At 67.1% G+C, this 15,703-nt stretch carries 13 protein-coding genes; 5 read left to right on the forward strand and 8 right to left on the reverse strand.

What is annotated here, in order from left to right:
- The first annotated feature begins 61 nt into the window (after positions 1-61).
- Positions 62-421, forward strand: a complete 360-nt coding sequence (locus C7416_RS16720) for a RidA family protein (RefSeq protein ID WP_111519951.1) — start codon at positions 62-64, stop codon at positions 419-421.
- 78 nt (positions 422-499) lie between these two features.
- Here the strand turns inward: C7416_RS16720 and C7416_RS16725 are convergent, their stop codons facing one another.
- From C7416_RS16725 to C7416_RS16750, 6 genes are all read right to left on the reverse strand, one after another.
- A complete protein-coding gene (locus C7416_RS16725; protein WP_111519952.1) occupies positions 500-1,594 on the reverse strand; it encodes a porin in 1,095 nt (364 codons plus the stop codon).
- Between the two features lie 53 nt (positions 1,595-1,647).
- Positions 1,648-2,625 (reverse strand): PDR/VanB family oxidoreductase, encoded by a 978-nt coding sequence (locus C7416_RS16730; protein ID WP_111519953.1) that lies wholly within the window; start codon positions 2,623-2,625, stop codon positions 1,648-1,650.
- A 30-nt stretch (positions 2,626-2,655) separates the two neighbouring features.
- Positions 2,656-4,104, reverse strand: a complete 1,449-nt coding sequence (locus tag C7416_RS16735; protein ID WP_111519954.1) for an NAD-dependent succinate-semialdehyde dehydrogenase — start codon at positions 4,102-4,104, stop codon at positions 2,656-2,658.
- A 38-nt stretch (positions 4,105-4,142) separates the two neighbouring features.
- Complete coding sequence (locus C7416_RS16740) at positions 4,143-5,279, reverse strand: aromatic ring-hydroxylating oxygenase subunit alpha (protein ID WP_111519955.1); 1,137 nt, start codon at positions 5,277-5,279, stop codon at positions 4,143-4,145.
- 134 nt (positions 5,280-5,413) lie between these two features.
- Complete coding sequence (locus tag C7416_RS16745) at positions 5,414-7,009, reverse strand: BCCT family transporter (protein WP_198035621.1); 1,596 nt, start codon at positions 7,007-7,009, stop codon at positions 5,414-5,416.
- A 272-nt stretch (positions 7,010-7,281) separates the two neighbouring features.
- A complete protein-coding gene (locus C7416_RS16750) occupies positions 7,282-8,382 on the reverse strand; it encodes a tartrate dehydrogenase (RefSeq protein ID WP_111519957.1) in 1,101 nt (366 codons plus the stop codon).
- A 100-nt stretch (positions 8,383-8,482) separates the two neighbouring features.
- Here C7416_RS16750 and C7416_RS16755 point away from each other — a divergent pair, with 100 nt between their 5' ends.
- Positions 8,483-9,394, forward strand: coding sequence for a LysR substrate-binding domain-containing protein (locus tag C7416_RS16755; RefSeq protein ID WP_111519958.1), 912 nt, complete (start codon positions 8,483-8,485; stop codon positions 9,392-9,394).
- Positions 9,391-10,377 carry a PAS domain-containing protein gene (locus C7416_RS16760; protein ID WP_111519959.1) on the forward strand — a complete coding sequence of 329 codons (987 nt, stop codon included), beginning with the start codon at positions 9,391-9,393 and terminating at the stop codon, positions 10,375-10,377. The genes C7416_RS16755 and C7416_RS16760 overlap by 4 nt, the downstream gene beginning before the upstream one ends.
- Before the next feature lie 2 nt (positions 10,378-10,379).
- On the opposite strand, the gene C7416_RS16765 is transcribed toward C7416_RS16760, so the two are convergent.
- Positions 10,380-11,993 (reverse strand): ABC-F family ATP-binding cassette domain-containing protein, encoded by a 1,614-nt coding sequence (locus tag C7416_RS16765; RefSeq protein WP_111519960.1) that lies wholly within the window; start codon positions 11,991-11,993, stop codon positions 10,380-10,382.
- Between the two features lie 310 nt (positions 11,994-12,303).
- On the opposite strand from C7416_RS16765, the gene C7416_RS16770 reads away from it, so the two are divergent.
- Together C7416_RS16770 and C7416_RS16775 are read left to right on the forward strand one after the other, a co-directional pair.
- Positions 12,304-13,287, forward strand: coding sequence for a Bug family tripartite tricarboxylate transporter substrate binding protein (locus C7416_RS16770; protein ID WP_111519961.1), 984 nt, complete (start codon positions 12,304-12,306; stop codon positions 13,285-13,287).
- 21 nt (positions 13,288-13,308) lie between these two features.
- A complete protein-coding gene (locus C7416_RS16775; RefSeq protein WP_111519962.1) occupies positions 13,309-14,766 on the forward strand; it encodes an N-acyl-D-amino-acid deacylase family protein in 1,458 nt (485 codons plus the stop codon).
- A gap of 9 nt (positions 14,767-14,775) precedes the next feature.
- Here the strand turns inward: C7416_RS16775 and C7416_RS16780 are convergent, their stop codons facing one another.
- On the reverse strand, positions 14,776-15,687 hold the full coding sequence (locus tag C7416_RS16780) for a LysR substrate-binding domain-containing protein (RefSeq protein WP_240988244.1): 912 nt from the start codon (positions 15,685-15,687) through the stop codon (positions 14,776-14,778).
- Positions 15,688-15,703: the final 16 nt, after the last annotated feature.

Genomic DNA, 15,703 nt, shown 5'->3' on the forward strand with positions numbered 1-15,703 from the left:
GCATCGCCCCGCCGGCACACCGCTTCTGCATGACTATCAACAGCCTGAACCAGGAGGACCTATGGCTGAAATCCGGCGAATCGCTACGGACCAACGACGTAGCCGCGCGGTGGTGTACAACGGCATGGTATTCGTGGGCGGCCAGACGGCCGATGACCGCGGCCAGGACATTCGGGGCCAGACCCGGCAGACCCTTGCCAAGATCGAGAAGTTCCTCGCTGACGCTGGCACCGACAAGCGACGCCTGCTGACCGCACAGATCTGGCTGAAGAACCTCGAGCGGGATTTCGAAGGCATGAACGAGATCTGGGACGCATGGACGGCGCCGAACGCCGCGTCTACGCGAGCGACCGCGCAGTGCGAAATGGGGCATCCGGACATCCTGGTGGAAATCATTGTCACCGCCGCTACGGCGGACTGACGTGTTGGCGGGAGCGCCGTGCCGGGCGCGCGGCGTGGCGGCGGCCGCGCCGCGCTGGCCCGCACCGACGAAGCCCCCTCAGAACACGTGCCGGATCCCGGCCATCACGCCCACGCGCGTGGTGCTGCGGACATCGGTCACCGGCGTGCCGGCCCAGTACTCGGTCTCGCGGCCGACCGTGCCGCCGCGCGCGAAGGTGGCGTCGGCCTCGAGGAACAGGCTGGTGCGCTTCGACAAGGCATAGTCGGCAACCGCCGCGATCGCATCGGCATTGCCGCTGCCGAGCACAAGCGGCGTGGCCTGGAACTGGGTGGTCACCGTGCCGCTCTGCTGGTAGCGGTAATAGGCGCCCGACAGGTGCAGCGCCGGCGTGAGCTGATAGCCGAGGCCGACGAAGGCAATCCAGAAACGCGCGTCCGGATTGGTCTCGCGGCGGCCCATGTAGCCAGCATAGCCGGTGGCCTTGCCGACCACGTAGGAAGCGCCGACCGAGTAGTTGTGCAGCGTGTTGTCGCCGCTGCCGGGACGCTGCTGGTCGTAGGCGACACCCAGCGCCAGCGGCCCGTCCTGGACCATCACGCCACCGCCAAATGTGGCGCCGCGCGCCATGCTGCCCGCGCGCTCGCCGAAGCCGTAGTCGAGCTGCACGCTGACTGGCCCGAACTTCTGCTTGTACACCACGCTGTTGTTGACGCGGTAGCCCTGGAAGAAGATGTCGCCGCCGGTGTAGAGCGGATCGGACCAGAAGTTGCCCCAGCTCTGGTCGAGCGGATCGAAGGACCAGGCGATGTTGTTCAGCGCGTTGTACTGGCGGCCGAAGGTCAGGGTGCCCCAGTCGCCGGACAGTCCCACGTACGCCTGCCGGCCGAACAGCGCGCTATAGGCGGTCTTGCCATCGTCGGTGCCAAAGCCGTTCTCGAGCAGGAACACCGCCTTGTTGCCGCCGCCCAGGTCTTCGTCGCCCTTCAGGCCCCAGCGGCTGCCGCCGATGCCGCTGGAGACCAGTTCGCCCTGGTCGTGATGGCGGCCATCGATGTTGGAGGTGTAGCGCACGGCGGTGCTGATCACACCGTAGAGCGTCAGGCTGGACTGCGCATACGAAACGGACGAAACGGACGAAAGGGCGGGCAGCAGTGCGCCCGCCAGCAGCCACAGGCTGGCTGATTTCCTCATGGGGTCTCCTCGGTGGTGCTGGCCGGCGTCCGATGCGCCGGCCTGTTGTTGTCTTACAGGTCGAGCACGAGCTTGCCGCCCCGGGCCCGCGAGACGCAGATCATCAGGGTCTGCTGCGCCGACTTCTCCTTGTCGCTCAGGTACTGGTCGAAATGGATCGCCTCGCCTTCCAGGATGCGCGTCTCGCAGGTGCCGCACACGCCTTCGCGGCACAGGCATTCGACCGGCACGGTGCCGTCGCGCTCGATCGCCTTCAGGATCGACTCGCCCGCGCCGACCTCCACCGTCTTGCCGGATTTCGCCAGCACCACGGTGAAGGCGTCGCCCGCCTGTGCCGGCGCTGCGAATTGCTCCCAGTGCACCCGCGACGGATCGACGCCAACGTCCTCCGCCGCCTGGCGCACGGCATCGATCAGCGGGGCCGGACCGCACACATAGACATGCGCGCCGGCATCCATGCCGCCCAGCAGGCCGGACAGGTCCAGCTTCTGCCCCTTGCTGTCGACATAGAAGCTGACGCGGCCCCCGGAAGACTGCTGCGTGAGCGCCGCCAGTTCGTCGCGGAACGCGCCATGCTCGTCGGCGCGGAACGCGTAGTGCAGTTCGTGCGACGCGCCGCGCTTGCGCAGTTCGTGCATCTGCGACATGAACGGCGTGATGCCGATGCCGCCGGCGATCAGCACGTGGTGATGCGCGCCATCGTCCAGTGCGAACAGGTTGTTCGGCGTGGTGATGGTGAGCGCGTCGCCCTCGGCCACCTTGTCGTGCAGGAACGCCGAGCCGCCTTTGGACTTCTCCTCGCGGCGCACGCCGATCTGGTAGCTGCCGAGCGCGTCGGGCGAGCTCATCAGCGAGTAGGCGTTGCTGTACTGGCGCTCGCCGTCGCGCATCTGCACGATGACGTGGCTGCCGCCGGTAAAGGGCGGCAGCTCGCTGCCGTCGAGCGCTTCCATGGTGAAGCGCTTGATCAGCGGGGTCACGCGCTCGATGCGCGAGACCCGCACCTGGAGGGTCTGGTAGTAATTGCCCATGCTGCTGTCTTCCGGGTGTGCTGCTGCGCGTTACAGCGCCATGCAGAGGTATTTCATTTCGAGGTAGTCCTCGATGCCGTACTTCGAGCCCTCGCGACCCAGGCCCGACTGCTTGACGCCGCCGAACGGCGCCACCTCGTTCGAGAACAGGCCGGTGTTGATGCCGACGATGCCGTACTCGAGCTGCTCGGCCACGCGCCAGACCCGGCCGATGTCGCGGCTGAAGAAGTAGGCGGCCAGGCCGTAGATGGTGTCGTTGGCCATGCGCACGACGTCAGCTTCCGAGGTGAAGCGGACGATGGGCGAGACCGGACCGAAGATCTCTTCGTCCAGCACGCGCATGCCGGGTTTGACGTCGGCCAGCACCGTCGGCGCGAAGAACTGCGCACCGGCCTCATGCACGCCGCCGCCGATGGCGATGCGCGCGCCCTTGCCGACGGCATCCGCCACCAGCTCGCCGACCTTGGCGACCGCCTTGTCGGTGATCAGCGGACCGATCTCGCTGCCCGCCGTGAAACCGTTGCCGACGCGCAGCCCGGCCACCTTCTTCACGTAGCGCTCGACGAACTGGTCATAGACGGCGTCGTGGATATAGAGGCGGTTGACGCAGACGCAGGTCTGGCCGGCGTTGCGGTACTTGGCCTGGATCGCGCCTTCGACGGCCGCGTCGATGTCGGCGTCCTCGAACACGATGAAGGGCGCATTGCCGCCCAGCTCCAGCGACACCTTCTTGACCGTGCCGGCGCACTGCTGCATCAGCAGGCGGCCGACCGGCGTGGAGCCGGTGAACGACAGCTTGCGCACCAGCGGGTGGCCGGTGAACTGGCTGCCGATCGCCGCCGCGTCGCCGGTGACGACGTTCAGCACGCCCGCGGGGATGCCGGCGCGCAGCGCCAGCTCGGCCAGCGCCAGCGCGCTGAACGGGGTCTCGTTGGCGGGCTTGACCACCATGGTGCAGCCGGCTGCGAGCGCGGGCGCGGCCTTGCGCGCGATCATCGCCGCCGGGAAGTTCCACGGCGTGATCGCGGCGCAGACGCCGATCGGCTCGCGCACCACCACCAGGCGCTTGTCGGCGGCGGGGGAGGGGATCACGTCGCCATAGAGGCGCTTGGCTTCCTCGCCGAACCACTCGATGAACGAGGCGGCGTAGCGCACCTCGCCGCGCGCTTCGGCCAGCGGCTTGCCCTGCTCGCGGGTCATGATGGCGGCAAGGTCGTCCTCGTTCTCGATGATCAGGTCGAACCACTTGCGCAGCAGCGCGGCGCGCTCCTTGGCAGTACGGGCCTTCCACGCGGGCAGGGCGGCGTTGGCGGCCTCGATCGCGGCCACGGCGCCGGCCTCGCGCATCAGCGGCACGGTGCCGACCAGGTCGCCGGTGGCGGGGTCGGTCACGGCCACGGTGGCGGCGTCGGGGGCGTCGGTCCATTCGGCGCCGATCAGGGCCTGCTGGCGGAACAGGGCGTTGTCCTTCAGTTGCATGGGTCTGGTCTCCGTTTCGGGTTTGGCTGTACCGGCGCTCACGCGCCTTCGTATTCCCTGGCCACCTTGCGGTGGAAATGCACGATGCCGTGCTCGCTGATGCCGCTGCGCTGGCGGTCGACCATGATCCGGCCCTGGCCGCGATAGCCGCGCGACTTCAGGCCTTTCTGCACGCTTTCGACCAGGCGCAGGTCTTCCGGGCGGAACACGTCGCGATACCACTCGACCAGCTTCTGCTGTTCCTCGGTCAGTTCCTTGTTCAGGAAGTAGATCTCGTAGTGCTGGAGCGTGACTTCGGCGCTGGCCGGGAACTCGTAGATCACCGTCATGAAGTTGGCGCCCGGCGGCACGTTGAACATCGTGCAGGGCCAGGCCCAGAAGCCGCTGAAGCTCGGGTCCTTGATCGACTCATCCAGCTTGAAGGACTTCTCCGACGACTTGGCGTGGCCGAACTGCAGGGTCCAGTTGCCATGCAGCGTATGGGTATAGCGATCGACCTGCACCGAGTCCGAGAAGCCGGGGTGGGCCGGGCCGCAGTGGTAGCACTCCATGTAGTTGTCGACGATGGACTTCCAGTTGGCCGGCGTCTCGGTGACGAAGCGCGCGCCGAGGTGGAGATCGTCGATGACGGGGCAGGCGGCGCGCATGCGCGCTTCCAGGCCGGGCAGCTGTTCCTCGACGCTGCCGGCGTCCGGGTTCATGTTGATAAAGACGAAGCCGGCGTATTCCTCGACCCGCACCGGCACTAGGCTCGACTTGCTCTTGTCGAAGTTGGGCACGTTGTCGCAGTTGCGTGCCAGCGCCAGTTCGCCATCGAGCTTGAAGGTCCAGGCGTGGTACGGGCAGGTGATGACGTTCTTCGCACGGCCGCTGCCTTGCAGCAGCTGGTGGCCCCGGTGCGGGCAGACGTTGTAGAAGGCGCGCAGCACGCCTTCGCGGTCGCGCAGCACGACGATGCTTTCGCCGATGATCTCGCGCGTCACGTAGTCGTTCGATTCGGCCAGTTCGCTGCGGTGGGCCACGCAGATCCAGCTGTTGGCGAAGATCTTTTCCTTCTCGTACTCGAATACCGCGTCCCGGGTGTAGAAGGAGGCGGGCAGGGTCCAGGCGTTTTCGTCGTCGGCGCAGAAGCCGTCGGGCAGCTTGACGGCGGCGGTGTCCAGGGTCTTCTCCATGATTCCGTTTCCTTGGTTAATTTATGGTTACCGGTTAAATATCGTTTAACAGCAGGGCGTAAAAAAAGAGCCGTAGGGCGGGCAAATTTCCAGGGTGGGAGGGGGACGGCCGAGGCCGGTCCCCTGTGGCGCGATCAGGCCTTGGCGACGGCGGTTTCGCGCTCGGTGGTCACGGTCACTCGGTCGGTTTCAGGCCGGGCGGTCTCGATCAGATGTGCCGGGGTGTCGGCGTAGTCCTGCATCAGCCAGCGGAACAGGCCGAACAGCTTGATCCCGAGGATCACCAGGAACGGGATCGCGGTCAGCACCACGGCGGTCTTCATGGTCTCCAGCGAAGCCTTGATGAACAGCATCGCCAGCGGCACCAGCGTCAGCATCACGCACCAGAACACACGGCTGGTCGGCGACGGGTCCTGTCCTTCCTTCAGGTTGCGGGTGGTGGTGGCGGCCACGGCGTAGGCCACGGCGTCGACGTGGGCAGCCAGGAACACGATCATGATCGCCAGGTACACCGCCAGGAACACCTTGCCGGCCGGCAGCGCGCTCAGCAGCATTTCCACCGCGGCCTCGCCGCCATGCTCCTTCAGGATGCGCGGCACGTCGATGGCGCCGGTGATGAACTGGTGCATGCTGTAGCTTTCCAGCGCGCCGAAGAAGAACCAGCAGCCGACGCTGCCGCCCAGCAGCAGGGCGTAGATGACTTCCTTGATCTTGCGGCCCTTGGACACGCGCGCCACGAACATCGCCACGCCCGGCGAGTACGACACCCACCACAGCCAGTAGAACACGGTCCAGCCGCGGCTGAAGGCGCCGTCGCCGGTGGGATCGGTGAACAGGCTCATGTGCACGTAGTTCTGCAGCATCAGGCCGAGACCGTTGACGATGTTATTGCCGGCGAACAGGGTCGGGCCGATCGCGAACACCACCGCGGCCAGCAGCAGCGCGCCCCAGCACACCATATGGCTCAGGCGCTGCATCCCGCCGTCGATGCCGACATAGGCGCTCGCCGAGAACAGCACCGACACGCCGACGATCACGACCAACTGCGTGACGAAGGTGTCCGGCACGCCGAACAGGCCGGACAGCCCGCGCGTGAAGGTCGACGCGGTCAGCGCGATCGAAACCGTCAGCGCCCCGAACATCGTCAGCAGGAAGATCAGGTCCACCAGCCGGCCCACCGGTCCGGTGGCGCGGAAGCCCGTGATGGCCTCGACGATGGACGCCAGGTTCAGGCCCTTGTTCTTGCGCACATGGAAGTGGTACGCCATCGCCAGCGACGGCAGCGCATACACCGCCCACGCGCTCAGGCCCCAGTGGAAGAACGAGTAGCTGATGGAGTGCTCCAGCGCTTCGCGCGTGCCGGTGGGCACGTTCAGGCCGGGCGACTGGTAATAGTAGACCCACTCCATCACGCCCCAGTACATGGTCGACGAGCCCATGCCGGCACAGATGAACATGAACACCCACGACAGCGTGGAATACTCGGGCTTGCCTTCCCCCAGCCGCACGTTGCCGTACTTGCTGAAGGCCAGCGCCAGGCAGGCGATGACGCAGCCGAAGACAAAAATCTGGACCAGCGAGCCGAACGAGCGCGTGGACCATTCGAACAGCAGGGTCGCGGTGGCGGCCGCTTCGGCGGGCCAGCGGACCATGGCGATGACGGTGACCAGCACGGCGGTGAGCGTGCAGGCGGTGAGGAAGCCGTCGAGGCGGGGCGTGGGAGTTTTCAAGTGCGTCTCCTCCGATGCGTCTTGGCGCATGGCTTGGTTTTGTGGTGGAACTTGTCTGCCCGGTGCGGGCGGTGCCCGCGTTCAGATTGCTTGTATTTTGTTAACTAATGGTTTACAGTAACTATTAGTTAACGGAAACTCTATGCAAAATTCCGGACATGCACAAGCTCCGCGTGGAAAAAAATTGCGGGTGTGACGGACGGTGCGCGCTGCGTTGCGTGAACACCATGCCGGGCGCGAACCCGGCATCACGTCCCGCCCGACGCGCAGGCTCAGAGCGCGGCCGCGATGGCCTTGCCCACGTCGCTGGTGCCGGCGTTGCCGCCGGCGTCCGGCGTCAGCGGGCCTTCGCGCAGCACGGTTTCGATGGCTGCGAGGATGGCGTCATGGGCCCGGCGTCCGGCTTCGCCGCCAAGGAAATCCAGCATCATCGCGCCCGACCAGATCATGCCGATGGGGTTGGCAATCTGCTTGCCGTAGATGTCCGGCGCCGAGCCGTGCACCGGTTCGAACAGCGATGGGAACTTGCGCTCGGGGTTCAGGTTGGCCGAGCCCGCCAGCCCGATGGTGCCGGTACAGGCCGGGCCGAGGTCCGACAGCAGGTCGCCGAACAGGTTGGACGCGACCACCACGTCGAAGCGCTCGGGCTGGAGCACGAAGCGCGCGCACAGGATGTCGATGTGCTGGCTGTCCCATTTGACTTCGGGGTACTGCGCGCCCATGGCCGCGGTACGCTCGTCCCACCACGGCATGCTGACGGCGATGCCGTTGGACTTGGTGGCCGAGGTCAGCGTCTTGCGCGGACGCGATTGCGCCAGCTCGAAGGCATATTTCAGGATGCGGTCGGTGCCGTGCCGGCTGAAGACCGACTGCTGCATCACGATCTCGCGCGCGGTGCCTTCGTACATGCGGCCGCCGACGGGGCTGTATTCGCCCTCGGTGTTTTCGCGGACCACGTAGAAGTCGATGTCGCCGGGCTTCTTGCCGGCCAGCGGGCACGGCACGCCGGGCAGCAGGCGCACCGGGCGCAGGTTGACGTACTGGTCGAACTCGCGGCGGAACCTGAGCAGCGAGCCCCACAGCGAGATGTGGTCGAGCACCTTGTCGGGCCAGCCGACGGCGCCGAAGTAGATCGCGTCGAAGCCGTCGAGCTGCTGCTTCCAGTCGTCCGGCATCATCTTGCCGTGGCGCAGGTAGTAGTCGCCGTTGGCCCATTCGAAGTGGCGCACTTCGATCGGCAGGTTGAACTTGCGCGCGGCGGCTTCGACGACGCGCAGCCCCTCGGGCAGGACTTCGTTGCCGATGCCGTCGCCGGCAATGGCGGCGATGCGGAACGGAGCAGGGAATGGTGTGGTCAAGGCGGGTGTGGTCATGGCGGTGTCTCGCTCGGGTCTGGTGGTCAGGTGCGATCGAGAATGCCGGGAAAGCCGGCGCGGATCATCCGCGCAAGCGTGGATACAGGAAACACGAATCGTGAATAATCTGCCCCCACTGGAAGACCTGCGGGTGTTCTGCCTGGTCGCGCAGCGCGCCAGCTTCGTCGCCGCCGCGGAAGAACTGGGCAGTTCGCCCGCCTATGTCAGCAAGCGCGTCAAGGCGCTGGAACAGGTGCTGGGCGCGCAGTTGCTGCACCGGAGCACGCGCCAGGTTTCATTGACGGAAAACGGCGAGCGCGTATGCCGCTGGGCCCGCGACATGCTCGACGAGATCGGGCAGCTCAGGGATGAAATCGCCGCCGGCGGCGCGCCGCGCGGGCTGGTGCGCATCGGCAGCAGCGTGGGCTTCGGCAGGCGCCATGTCGCGCCGCTGGTCTCGACGCTGTGCCAGCAGTTTCCCGGCCTGGAAATCCGCTTCGACGTGTTCGACAAGCTGGTCGACCTGGTGGCCGAAGGCATCGATCTCGATATCCGCATCGGCAACGACATCGCCCCGCACCTGATCGCCCGCCGGCTGGCGCGCAACTGGCGCGTGCTGTGCGCGGCGCCGGCGTACCTGGCGGCGCGCGGCGTGCCACGGACGCTCGAGGCGCTGGCGGAGCACGACTGCCTCGTGACCAAGGAGCGCGACCACCCATTTGGCATCTGGCGCATGACCGGGCCCGACGGCGAGCGCAGCGTCAAGGTGGGGGGGCGCCTGTCGTCCAACCACGGCGAGATCGTCACCGGCTGGGCGCTGGCCGGGCATGGCGTCATGCTGCGCTCGATGTGGGATGTCGCGGCAGATCTCGAGGCCGGCCGCCTGGTGCAGGTGCTGCCCGATTACCGGCAGGACGCGGATATCTGGGCGGTGTATCCTTCGCGCCTGTCCGGCTCCGCGCGCGTGCGCGCCTGCGTCGAGTTTTTCATGCGCCATCTCGGCGGTGCCACCGGGGAATCCACAACATGACAGAAAACAGCTTTGCCTTCCGCCTCAAGGAACTGCTCGAACACAAGAAGCTCACGCTGCAGGCGGTGGCGAACGCGCTCGACGTGTCGCGCCCGGCGGTCCACAAGTGGACCCGGGGCGGCGAGATCGACTACGAGAAGCTGCGCAAGCTGGCGGCGTTCCTGGACGTCAACTGGATCTGGCTGCGCTACGGCGAGCAGGCCCGGCAGGAGGCCGAGACCTCGAGCGCGGTGGAAATCCCCATGACCGACATGCGCCGCCGCTACACCGCCGAGATCATGGAGAGCGAGGCTCGCATGAAGCTGGCGCAGGAGGGCGCGCGCATCGTCACGTGGGAATGGAACCTGATCACCGACGACGTGACCTACTCGTCCAACGTCGAAGCCGTGTACGGCTGGCGCATCGTCAGCAACGAAAGCTTCTGGAAGCATGTGCCCGCCGATGACGTTCCCATGATGAACGCCGCCTACGAGGAATCGGTGCGCACCGGCAAGGCCCACGAATTCGACTTCCGCCTGGTCCAGCCCGACGGCAGCATCCGCTGGATCTCGTCGCGCGCCACGCCGGTGCGCGAACTCGACGGACGCATCGTCAAGATCGTCGGCATCAGCATGGACAACACGGCGCGCAAGCTTGCGGAGCAGTCATTGCGCGAGCAGCAGGCGCGGTTCCGGGCGGTGTTCGAGCTGACCTCGGAGGGCATGGCGCTGCTGGACGGCAAGCTGCGCTGCGAATCGGTCAACGCGGCGCTGGTCGAGATGGTCGGTGGCGACACCGAGACGCTGCTGGGCGACGGGTTTGCCAGGCGCTTCGCCGAGGCCGATGCACGCCTGCGCAGGATGACGCGCACCCGGCCCAGGGCGACGTTCGCCGCCGAACTGCTGCGGGAAGACGGAAGCAAGCTGCCGGTGACGGTGCGCGCGGTGCTGGAGCGCAGCGAGGACGGCGCGTCGTACTACGCCCTGGCGATGCGGCCCGCCTGACATCACCATGGCGCGGGCCGCCAGCCTTGTTCCGTCGCCGCCAGCCGATCCGTCAGGCCAAGGTTGTTCATGAAGGCATCGTCGTGCGACACGACCACCAGCGCGCCCCGGTAGCCGCGCAACATGGCTTCCAGCGCCTGTACCGAAGGCAGGTCGAGGTGGTTGCTGGGCTCATCCAGCAATAGCAGTTGCGGCGGCGGATCGGCATACAGCACGCACGCCAGCGCCGCCTTGAGCCGCTCGCCGCCGCTGAGCGAGCCGCCGGGCACGGCAATCTTCCCGCTATCCAGGCCGAGGTGTGCCAGGCGCATGCGCAGGTCGTCTTCGCCAGCCGTCGGGTTGGCCTCCAGCATCTGTTCCAGCACGGTTCGCCGCGGGTCCAGGTTGGCCAGCCGCTGGTCCAGGTAGATGCCTGGCACCGGAAGCCTGCATGTGCCGGCCAGGGGCTGCAGCTGGCGCGCGAGCACCTTGAGCAAGGTCGACTTGCCGCTGCCATTGGGGCCCACCACACCCACGCGCTGCTGCCCCGTCAGCGTGAGGCTGAGCTGCCGCGTGGCTCCCTGGACCAAGGGCAGCGCCACGGCCTCCAGTTCCGCGACACGTTTTTGCGAAGCCAGGGCGACCGGCAGCTCGTGCACTACGATGGCCTGGTCGTGCCCGACCCGCTGCGCGGCCTCGCGCACGCGCCCGGCCAGTTCCAGCCGGGTCTCGGCATGCTGCTGGCGCAGCTTGCCGGCCGAACTCTCGCTGCGTTCCTTCTGCCGGCCCAGCAGGATCCTGGCCTGGTTGGCGTCCTGTCCATGCCGGTTGCCGCGCGCCTGGCGCCGCTCCAGGCGTTCGCGTTGCTCGCGCAGGGACTGCTCTTCGCGCCGGCGTTCGAGCTTGTGTTGCTCCAGTTGCTGGATCGCGGCCTGCCGCTCGCGCTCCTGGCATTGCGCGTAGAAGGTGTAGTTGCCCCCATAGCTGCGCAGTCCCAGCGAAGACAATTCGACGATGCGCGTCATGGTGTCGAGCAATTGCCGGTCATGGCTTACCACCAGCAGCCCGCGCGGCCAACGCTGCAGTTGCTCGATCAGCGCCTGCCGGTTCGGCCGGTCGAGGTGATTGCTGGGCTCGTCCAGAATCAGGAAATCGGCATCCGACAACAGGGCGCCGATCAGCGTGACGCGCATGGCTTCGCCACCGCTGAGCATGCTGGCGGGCGTCGCGGCATCGAGATGGCCCAGGCCATTGCGCGCCAGTTCGTCCCGCAGCCGCAGGCGCACATCCCAGCGCTCGCCCACGGCGTCGAAATCCTCGGGCGCGCTGCTGCCGGCTTCGATGCGTTCGAGCGCATCGAGCGTGGCCTGCATACCGGCCAGGCCTGCCACCGTAGCGCCGGGCGCAGGCGATATCTGCTGGGCCAGGTAGTACACGCTGCCGGAGCGCGTACAGCGCCCGCTGGTCGGCTGCACTTGTCCGGCCAGCATGCGCGCCAGCACCGACTTGCCGGCACCATTGCGCCCGACCAGGCCGGTGGCACGCTGGTCGAACTGCTCGGTGATATCGGAGAAAAGCGTCCTGCCGTCGGGCAGAACGTAAGACACGCCTTCCAGCGTGAGACAGGGCTGCGTCATGTGTCGATTCCAAAGATGCCAGGAACTCCCCCTGCTCATGGGGGGTAGGTGGGAGACTGGCCGTCATGAAGACGGCGGCATCAATGGCGCATGACGAGTACCTCGGTGATGGGTGATGGCTTGCCATATTAAAAGCATCCGCGGCCAGGCGCAATGTCGTGCAATGCGCAGGAAAGCCCGGACAGCTCGCGCCCGGTGCGCGGCGATGCATTCCGTCACGGAAATAATCCCCCACAAAACTTCACTAGGCCGTACCCGGTGCCTCGCTGATACTCGATCACACAATGACCACCACATGAGGAGACAGCAGATGAAAAGACTAGCGGTACGGGCCCTGGCGGCGGGGGCAATCGGTGTCGTCGGCATCATCGCCGGGATGCCAGGCGCGGCAGTGGCGGCGTGGCCGGAGAAGCCGGTGCGCCTGATCGTGCCGACCGCGCCGGGCGGCGCCCCCGACATCGTCGCGCGCTTGTTCGGCGAGGGGCTGTCGCGGCGCCTGGGCCAGTCGGTGGTCGTCGAGAACCGGCCCGGGGCCGGAGGCAATATCGGCATGCAGGCGCTGGTGGCGGCACCAGCGGACGGCTACACCATCGGCTATGGCAACAACGCCACGCTAGCCACCAACCGCTTCCTGTACAGCAAGCTGCCCTACGACCCCGACAAGCTGGTCCCGATCGTCGGACTGGTCACGACCTTCAATATCCTCGCCGTCAATCCTTCGCTCCCGGCCAGGTCGGTGCAGGAACTGATCAACTATGCGCGCGCCAACCCCGGCAAGCTGTCGATGGGCTCGGCCGGCAACGGCACGACCAGCCACCTGGGTGGGGAGCTGTTCAAGGTGATGGCCAACCTGGATGTCACCCATGTGCCATACAAGGGCAGCACGCCCGCGCTGCAGGACCTGGTTGGCAACAACGTGCAGCTGATGTTCGACAACGTTCCGTCGATCGGCCCTTATGTCATGGCCAGGCGCGTGCGCGCGCTGGCGGTCACGTCAAGCCAGCGCTCGCCGCACTTCCCCGACTTGCCGACCATGGCCGAGGCCGGCCTGAAGGGCTACGAACTGACCGCGTGGGCCGGACTGGTTGCGGCGCCGGGCACGCCCGCCGAGGTCATCGAACGGCTGAACCGCGAAGTCAACGCGCTGATCCGCGAGCCGGCATTCCGGGCGCAACTGGACAAGCTGTCGTTCGATCCGCTCGGCGGCAGCCCGCGCGACTTCCAGGCGCTGATCACATCTGAAACCGCCAAGTTTGGCGAGTTGGTCCGCAAGAGCGGCGCCAAGGTCGACTGAACCGAGGGAAACCCAAGCACCATGCCTACGCAATTTGACCTGATTATCCGCAACGGCGACCTGATCGATGGCACCGGCGCACCGCGCCGCACGGCCGACCTGGGCGTGCGCGACGGCGATATCGCCGCAATCGGAGACCTCGGCCCGGCGCATGCCGGCACCGAGGTGGATGCCGCCGGACTGATCGTGGCCCCCGGCTTTATCGACACCCATACGCATGACGACTGGATGGTGTTCCAGGCGCCCGAGATGCTGCCCAAGGTGACGCAGGGTGTGACCACCATCATCGCCGGCAACTGCGGCATCAGCCTGTTTCCGCTGGTCACCGACAGCATTCCGCCGGCGCCGCTCGACATCATGCGTGGCGGCTATCGCTTCGAATCGGTGCGTGCGTACCGCGAGTCGTTCGCGGCCAGCCCCGCGGCGGTCAATGTGGCGGTGCTGGTGGGGCAGTCGACGCTGCGCGCGCGGCACCTGTCGCAGCTTGGCGTGGCCGCCAGCGACGCGGAGATCGAACGGATGCGGCGGGACGTGGAAGACGCCTTGCTGCAAGGAGCGATCGGGGTGTCGACCGGCACCTTCTATCCGCCCTCGGCGGCGGCGCCCGAGGAAGAAGTCGTGCGCATGTGCGAGCCGATGCAGCGGCTCGGCGGCGTGCTGGTTTCGCATATCCGCGACGAGGGCGACAAGATCGCCGAGGCGATCGACGAGACCGCGCGCATCGGCAAGGCGCTGGGCGTGTCGACAGTGATCTCGCACCACAAGCTGGTGGGCAAGCAGAATCACGGCCGCAGCCGCGACACGCTGGCGCAGGTGCGCACGCTGGCCCGGACCATGCCGCTGTGCCTGGACTGCTATCCGTACGCGGCATCGTCGACCATGCTGCGGCCGGAGCGGGTCACGCAATGCGACCGCATACTCGTCACCTGGTCGGCGCGGCACCCGGAAGCCGCCGGGCGCTACCTGGAAGACCTGGCGCAGGAGTGGGGCCAATCGCGTCTCGAGGTGGCGCAGGCGCTGTTGCCCGGCGGCGCCGTGTACTTCATCATGGATGAGGCCGATGTGCGCGACATCCTGTCCTATCCGGACACCATGATCGGCTCCGACGGCATCCCTTCGGACGAAACCCCGCACCCCCGGCTGTGGGGCACGTTTCCGCGCGTGCTGGGGCTGTATTCACGCGACCTGGGCTTGTTTCCGCTGGAGCGCGCGGTGCACAAGATGACCGGCATGGCCGCGCAGCGCTTCGGGCTGGAGCGGCGCGGCGAGTTGCGCGTGGGCCATGTCGCGGATATCACCGTGTTCGATCCGGCCACGATCCAGGACCGTGCCACCTTCGACGAGCCGCGGCGGCCCGCGACCGGCGTTTGCCATGTGTTTGTCGCCGGGCAGGCCACGCTGCGCGACGGCATGCCGGTCAGCAGCCGCCCGGGGCGCTTCGTCACGTCCACGCTGGTGCGCGCAGGCGCGGCGGGCTGACGCGGTCGCCTACGGCGCCTGGCGCTCGCCTGCGCTTTGCTGCTGCAGCCACGCGATAAAGGTCCGCATCGCAGGGTTGTCGCGCTTCTCTTCGAGGCAGATGAAGTAGTAAGCCTTGGGTGACACGTAGGGCTCGGTGGCCAGGCGCAGCAGTCGTCCCGCCTTGACGTCCTCGCCGGTCACGTAGTCGGGCAGCAGGGCGATGCCCATGCCGCTTACTGCAGCCTGCAGGCCCATGGTGAGCAGGCCGTAGCGCGGGCCATCGTCGGGATGCGCCAGCCGTATCCCCATCTGCTGCAGGTAGGCCGGCCACGCTTCCAGCGCGGCGATCTGGTGCAGCAAGGGCATGCGCTTGAGCGCCCTGGCCAGCGTGCCGCCGCCCGGCAGCAGCTCGGGCGCGCACACCGGGTAGAGCTCCAGCGGCATGACCTTCAGCGCGAAGTGGCGCGGCGGCGGCCCGCCGCAATACATGATGGCGGCATCGAGCCCGGTGCTTTCCAGGTCGACCGGGCCGACCTTGGTGGTGACGTTGATCTGGATCTGTGGCTGTTCCTTGGCAAACCTGAGCAGGCGCGGCAGCAGCCAGATATTGCCCAGCGACACCGGCACCGACAGGTTGAGCCTGCCGCCCGCGGCGCGGCCGGACTGCACCTCCAGCGTCGCTTCCTCGAGCAAGGCCAGCGCCTTGCGCACGCTCCTGAGGTATTCCTCGCCGGCGGGTGTCGGCGCCACCGCGCCTTTGCGGCGGTTCAGCATGCGCGCACCAAGAAATGCCTCCAGCTCGGTAATCTGCTTGCTTACCGCGCTCTGGGTCAGGCACAGCTCCTCGGCCGCGCCGGTGACGCTGCCGGTGCGTGCCGTGGTTTCGAGCGCGATCAGGTTCGCCAGCGCGGGCAGGTGGCGTCCGGTGGTGCTTTTCATGGGCGGTGCAGTGACG

Origin of the sequence: Cupriavidus phytorum, from assembly GCF_003254285.1 — a bacterium.
Lineage (GTDB): Bacteria > Pseudomonadota > Gammaproteobacteria > Burkholderiales > Burkholderiaceae > Cupriavidus > Cupriavidus phytorum.

What these genes read in the sequence shown, in the direction of transcription:
- C7416_RS16730 (WP_111519953.1), bottom strand. Translation starts at nt 2,625, where the DNA reads ATGGGCAATTACTACCAGACCCTCCAGGTGCGGGTCTCGCGCATCGAG.
- C7416_RS16720 (WP_111519951.1), top strand. Translation starts at nt 62, where the DNA reads ATGGCTGAAATCCGGCGAATCGCTACGGACCAACGACGTAGCCGCGCG.
- C7416_RS16775 (WP_111519962.1), top strand. Translation starts at nt 13,309, where the DNA reads ATGCCTACGCAATTTGACCTGATTATCCGCAACGGCGACCTGATCGAT.
- C7416_RS16735 (WP_111519954.1), bottom strand. Translation starts at nt 4,104, where the DNA reads ATGCAACTGAAGGACAACGCCCTGTTCCGCCAGCAGGCCCTGATCGGC.
- C7416_RS16725 (WP_111519952.1), bottom strand. Translation starts at nt 1,594, where the DNA reads ATGAGGAAATCAGCCAGCCTGTGGCTGCTGGCGGGCGCACTGCTGCCC.
- C7416_RS16760 (WP_111519959.1), top strand. Translation starts at nt 9,391, where the DNA reads ATGACAGAAAACAGCTTTGCCTTCCGCCTCAAGGAACTGCTCGAACAC.
- C7416_RS16740 (WP_111519955.1), bottom strand. Translation starts at nt 5,279, where the DNA reads ATGGAGAAGACCCTGGACACCGCCGCCGTCAAGCTGCCCGACGGCTTC.
- C7416_RS16770 (WP_111519961.1), top strand. Translation starts at nt 12,304, where the DNA reads ATGAAAAGACTAGCGGTACGGGCCCTGGCGGCGGGGGCAATCGGTGTC.
- C7416_RS16765 (WP_111519960.1), bottom strand. Translation starts at nt 11,993, where the DNA reads ATGACGCAGCCCTGTCTCACGCTGGAAGGCGTGTCTTACGTTCTGCCC.
- C7416_RS16780 (WP_240988244.1), bottom strand. Translation starts at nt 15,687, where the DNA reads ATGAAAAGCACCACCGGACGCCACCTGCCCGCGCTGGCGAACCTGATC.
- C7416_RS16750 (WP_111519957.1), bottom strand. Translation starts at nt 8,382, where the DNA reads ATGACCACACCCGCCTTGACCACACCATTCCCTGCTCCGTTCCGCATC.